Raw genomic sequence first — 4,719 nt, forward strand, 5'->3', positions numbered from 1 at the left:
CCAGCACGGGCGCTTTGCCATTTGAGGAGATACCAATGACAATGGGATTGCGATCGACGATAGCGGGAAAGATAAAATCACAAAGCGGCGGCGTATCAACGACATTGACGGGGATATTCAGCGCGGTGGCGTCTGCATGAATCTGATAATTGAGCACCTCATCATCGGTTGCGGCGATAATCACGCGCGCGCCTGTCATATAGGACTTATCGTAGTGTTTATAAATGAGGCTATGCTTATCGTCACTAAGGAGTGCCTGAATATCTGCCTCTATACTAGGCGCCAAAATGGTGATATGCGCCCCTGCACGGCTGAGCAAATCGGCCTTACGTAGTGCCACATCGCCGCCACCAACGATCAGCACTTTGCGGTTATCGAGCTTAAAAAACAGTGGAAAAGTATTCATAACAGCACCAAGGATAGGTCAATCTAATAATACTGATATTATGAAGGCTTGCGCGCAGAGTCTCACGGTGTGTATTGGCATTAGTATAGTTATTTTTGTCATAAGCGCAGGAGATTTCGCGGTATATAGGAATAGAGAGGATGCCTCTTATACGCAGTTAAACACATGCAAACATTGACCCTTAGTTAACTGTGCTAGGATGTTTTAATAATCTATAACTCACATAAGGATAATGACTATGACATCACAAGATAAAAAACTACAAGACACAAAATTAAAAGATAGAGTCGCTATCGTATTTGGTGGGACATCAGGACTAGGGGAGGCCACCGCAAAAGCCTACGCCGCTGAGGGCGCAAAAGTGGTCGTTACTGGACTGAGCGAGGATGACGGCAAGCGCATCGTCAAAGCTATTGAAGATAGCAACATCAATGTAGGCTCGCAAGCCACGCAGATGGCAGGCTCAGGCGGTTCTGCTTATGTGACCTCAAAGCATGCGGTATTAGGATTTACCAAGCAGTTGGCATTTGATTTTGGTAGTCAAGGCGTCAAAGTAAATATTTTATCACCGGGCTTCATCGAAACGCCGATGACAGAGGGCATCGAGGATGAGCGCTTAAATCGTATTCCTGCTCAGCGCGCCGGCAAGCCTGAGGAAATATCGGCCCTGGCGGTGTTCTTGGCGTCTGATGATTCCAACTACATGCATGGCGCGAACGTGTTTATGGATAGCGGTTGGGTGCTCGGTCGTTAGTAAGTTATAAGTGTTAACGAATTTTTGCCTGATACTTGCACAAAAAAGCCCTTTCATAACGAGAGGGCTTTTGCTTGATAGGTCACTGTCAACGATTACAGCTGAGTATGCAGTCCACATTCACGGCTTTCTTCTACCTTGGTAGGATCGAAGTAGTCATGCTCATTTGGTAAGTTGTGCTCATCTAAATACTTGTCTAAATCAGCATCATTTTTATCGAATAGTGGCGCGACTTTTAATACGCCATCTTTTGATAGGCTCAGCACATCAAGACCTTGGCGGAATTCAGTTTGATCTTTGCGAATAGCATTGAACCAGACGTCAGGCTTTAGCTCATCGAGTGCACGGCGAAACGGCTCAAGTTTGACTTGTTCTGTAAATTCGTCATGCTGTGGGTTATCAATACCTGGGATACCATTCATAGTGGCGTCACGGTGGGCTGCGGTTTGCTTAGGAATATAGGTAACCACGTTTAGGTCTAAATCGTTGATAACTTTATTCGCAAAACGATAAGTCGCATCCGTGTTGTAGCCTGAATCTACCCATAATACGGTGATATCAGGACGCTGTTTGGCGACTAAATGCAAAATCGCTGACTCATACGGGCGAAAATTGGTGGTGATAATTGGGTTTTTGGCTTGGCTTAGCGCCCACTCAACGATTTGCTCAGGTGTTTTGCCTTGCAAGTCTTGGTTGGCTTGGTCGATATCAAGATTTGGGTGTAGTTGGCTCATGGTAGATTCCTCAATTGTTCATTTAAAAACGATGAATAAAAATTAATACTAAGGTTAAGCACCTGCAAACATAGGCAAATCTGTGGCGCGGCGACCATCATAACTACTAGCAAGCGCCGTAAAGGCCTGCTCGATATTAAAAGTAGAGTCTGGATGGACGTCGTGTTCACTCAGTACAAAGCTATCGACGCCAACGCGCAACAGATAAGCAATTTGGTCACGGCCAAACTCGCCAGCAACGCGTATCTCATCTTTGTAGCCAAGTTGACGCAAGGTTTGTACAAAGCTAAAGCTGCGTCCATCAGCAAATTTGGGCACGTGGATGACGATGAGTGACTGCTGCAATAACAGCTCACTGACTGCACTCAATACATCAGCGTCGGTATCAGCGGTGATCCACACCCCTAAACGGCTCGAATGCTGCTCGATAAGCGTATAGACTTCTTTGACAAGGCCGCTTGCAAGTAGGCCTTTGTCGCTTAGTAAATCAGTGAGTGGTACTATGACCTCAGGTTTTTCTTGTCTATGGAGCAGCTCAAGTAAAGTTATCTCACTTAAACCAATGCTATCTGGCAAGTTGTCTGTCGCAAGCGCCTGCCACGTATCATCAATACTCACATCAACGCCTTTACTATCTAATATATGATGATTAGCCATAAACCTTTTCCTTAAAGGGATCAATACCGACGCGCTCAACCAATTCGCCAAAGCTCTCAACGTCATTATCTGTGGTCGCGCGCAGCTCAACATAGACATCAACGATCTGTTGAATGGTATCCGCCACCGCTTCGGTAGGCACTGAGCGGCCCAGTATTTTGCCAAGTTTGGCATCGTTGCTAGAGTTACCGCCAAGGCTGATCTGATACCAGTTCTCGCCTTTTTTGTCGACGCCAAGGATACCAATATCACCAGTATGATGATGCGCGCAGGCATTGATACAGCCTGACATATTGAGGCGAATATCACCTAAATCGTAGAGATAGTCCAAATCGCTAAATTGATTCTCAATTTGTTCAGCAATATTATGGGTGGTGGCATTGGCAAGCGAGCAATAATCCCAGCCCGGGCAGACAATCATGTCAGTTAAGGTATTAATGTTAGCGCGTGCTAAATGTAGCTCTACCAGTTGTTGCCACAGCTCATACAGTTTGTTGACTTCGACATCGGCAAACACAAGATTTTGCTGATAGGTGCCGCGTAGCTCACCAAAGCTATAGGTATCGGATAAATCAGCGAGAGCGTCCATTTGCGTATCAGTTACATCGCCTGATGGGACGTATTTGCCGTCAACGAGACCTGCCTTTAAGGAGATGACCACCGCGCGGTAACCAGCAACTTTATGCGCGACCGTGTTTTGGTTGTACCAATTGGCAAAGTCTTTATTATCCGTCAATTGCGCTTGCAAGTTAGCTTGCACTTGCAACGCGTCAAACGCTTTATAATCAGGCTCACTAAAGAAGCTAATGGCAGTGGCAAAGTTCTCCTCCGTTAACGTCAGCTCGCCATCTTTGGTGTTCGCCTCCCACTCGGCATCGACGAGTTTGGCAAACTCGCGCCCGCCCAAAGTATCGACCAAGATCTTGATGCGTGATTTGTATTTGCTGCCCTTGTCACGGCGACCGTGCAAATTATAGACGCGCAAAATAGCATCTAAGTAGCTAAGCAAATGCTCACGGGGTAAGAACTCATTGATAACTTTACCCAGTACTGGAATACGACCAAGGCCGCCGCCAACGAGCACTTCAAAACCAAGCTCGCCTGCATCGTTTTTCTTTAGATGCAGACCGACATCATGCACTTGGGTGGCGGCGCGATCTTCATCCGTACCGATGACGGCAATCTTAAATTTACGCGGCAAAAAAGCAAATTCAGGATGAAAGGTCGACCACTGACGGATAATCTCACAATAAGGGCGCGGGTCTGCGATCTCTGATTGGTGAATGCCAGCGTAGGGGTCGGTTGTGGTATTACGAATACAGTTGCCCGAGGTTTGAATGGCGTGCATTTGCACTGATGCCAGCTCTGCCAAGATATCAGGGACGTCCTCTAACTTGGGCCAGTTAAGCTGAATATTGGTACGCGTGGTGAAGTGTCCGTAGCCTTTATCATATTTGCGGGTAATCTCAGCCAACTTGCGCAGCTGATAGCTGGCGAGTAGTCCGTAAGGAATAGCAATACGCAGCATAGGGGCATATCGCTGAATGTAGAGGCCATTTTGCAAACGCAGGGGCAAAAATTGCTCCTCTGGTAGCTCGCCTGCTAAAAAGCGCTCGGTCTGATCGCGAAACTGGGCGACCCGTTCTTCCACTAGCGTTTGATCAGCGTAATTATATTGATACATGATGTCATCTCATTTTATTTTATTCTTGCGCCGTAGAATAGCGCCTATACCTTGGGCAGCACTTTTGCGGTGCTCGTAACCAATGCTCAGTGCTCGGTGCCCAGTACAAACAGGCGTAAAGCAATACAGGGTCACATCATATAAGCTTATGCATTAAAACAGTAATTCCTTTAAGTCATATCCATATCCAAAGTCAGCATAAATTTTCATAATCAAAATTGGTTAGCCTAGGCGTCATCCATTTATTGCTCACAACCTAAGGTTATAAAACACTATGACGTCTATTCCTGCGCAGTCAACATCAGATAATCAATCACAATCCAAGCTAGTCCCGCCACATGGCAGTGACACTCTAAAGCCTTTGCTATTAAAAGGACAAGCGCACGCTGATGCGCTTAAACTTGCCAGCAGCTTGCCGACCATTACGCTCAGCTCACGCGCGCGCGGTGATTTGATTATGCTAGGTATCGGCGGTTTTACCCCG

At 46.6% G+C, this 4,719-nt stretch carries 5 protein-coding genes and 1 pseudogene; 2 read left to right on the plus strand and 4 right to left on the minus strand.

The annotated features are described in order from the left end of the window. Nucleotides 1-406, minus strand: a 406-nt coding sequence (locus tag ACTXGO_RS09800) for a precorrin-2 dehydrogenase/sirohydrochlorin ferrochelatase family protein (protein WP_443574257.1), incomplete at its 3' end; no start/stop codon positions are given. A 238-nt stretch (nucleotides 407-644) separates the two neighbouring features. Between ACTXGO_RS09800 and ACTXGO_RS09805 the strand changes: the two genes are divergently transcribed. After that, nucleotides 645-1,160 (plus strand): SDR family NAD(P)-dependent oxidoreductase, encoded by a 516-nt coding sequence (locus tag ACTXGO_RS09805; RefSeq protein ID WP_443574259.1) that lies wholly within the window; start codon nucleotides 645-647, stop codon nucleotides 1,158-1,160. A gap of 95 nt (nucleotides 1,161-1,255) precedes the next feature. Here the strand turns inward: ACTXGO_RS09805 and ACTXGO_RS09810 are convergent, their stop codons facing one another. Genes ACTXGO_RS09810 through ACTXGO_RS09820 form a run of 3 tightly spaced genes read right to left on the minus strand, consistent with a single transcriptional unit; the run spans nucleotide 1,256 to nucleotide 4,235 of the window. Next, entirely contained in the window at nucleotides 1,256-1,894 is a 639-nt protein-coding gene (locus ACTXGO_RS09810) for a phosphoadenosine phosphosulfate reductase domain-containing protein (RefSeq protein WP_435948902.1), read from the minus strand. Between the two features lie 54 nt (nucleotides 1,895-1,948). Then, complete coding sequence (locus ACTXGO_RS09815; RefSeq protein WP_443542996.1) at nucleotides 1,949-2,551, minus strand: DUF934 domain-containing protein; 603 nt, start codon at nucleotides 2,549-2,551, stop codon at nucleotides 1,949-1,951. Continuing rightward, complete coding sequence (locus ACTXGO_RS09820; protein ID WP_443542998.1) at nucleotides 2,544-4,235, minus strand: nitrite/sulfite reductase; 1,692 nt, start codon at nucleotides 4,233-4,235, stop codon at nucleotides 2,544-2,546. The genes ACTXGO_RS09815 and ACTXGO_RS09820 overlap by 8 nt, the downstream gene beginning before the upstream one ends. 274 nt (nucleotides 4,236-4,509) lie before the next feature. Here ACTXGO_RS09820 and sat point away from each other — a divergent pair. Then, a pseudogene (sat, locus tag ACTXGO_RS09825) lies at nucleotides 4,510-4,719 on the plus strand (sulfate adenylyltransferase); the annotation flags it as partial.

It is taken from the genome of Psychrobacter sp. T6-1 (assembly GCF_052258445.1).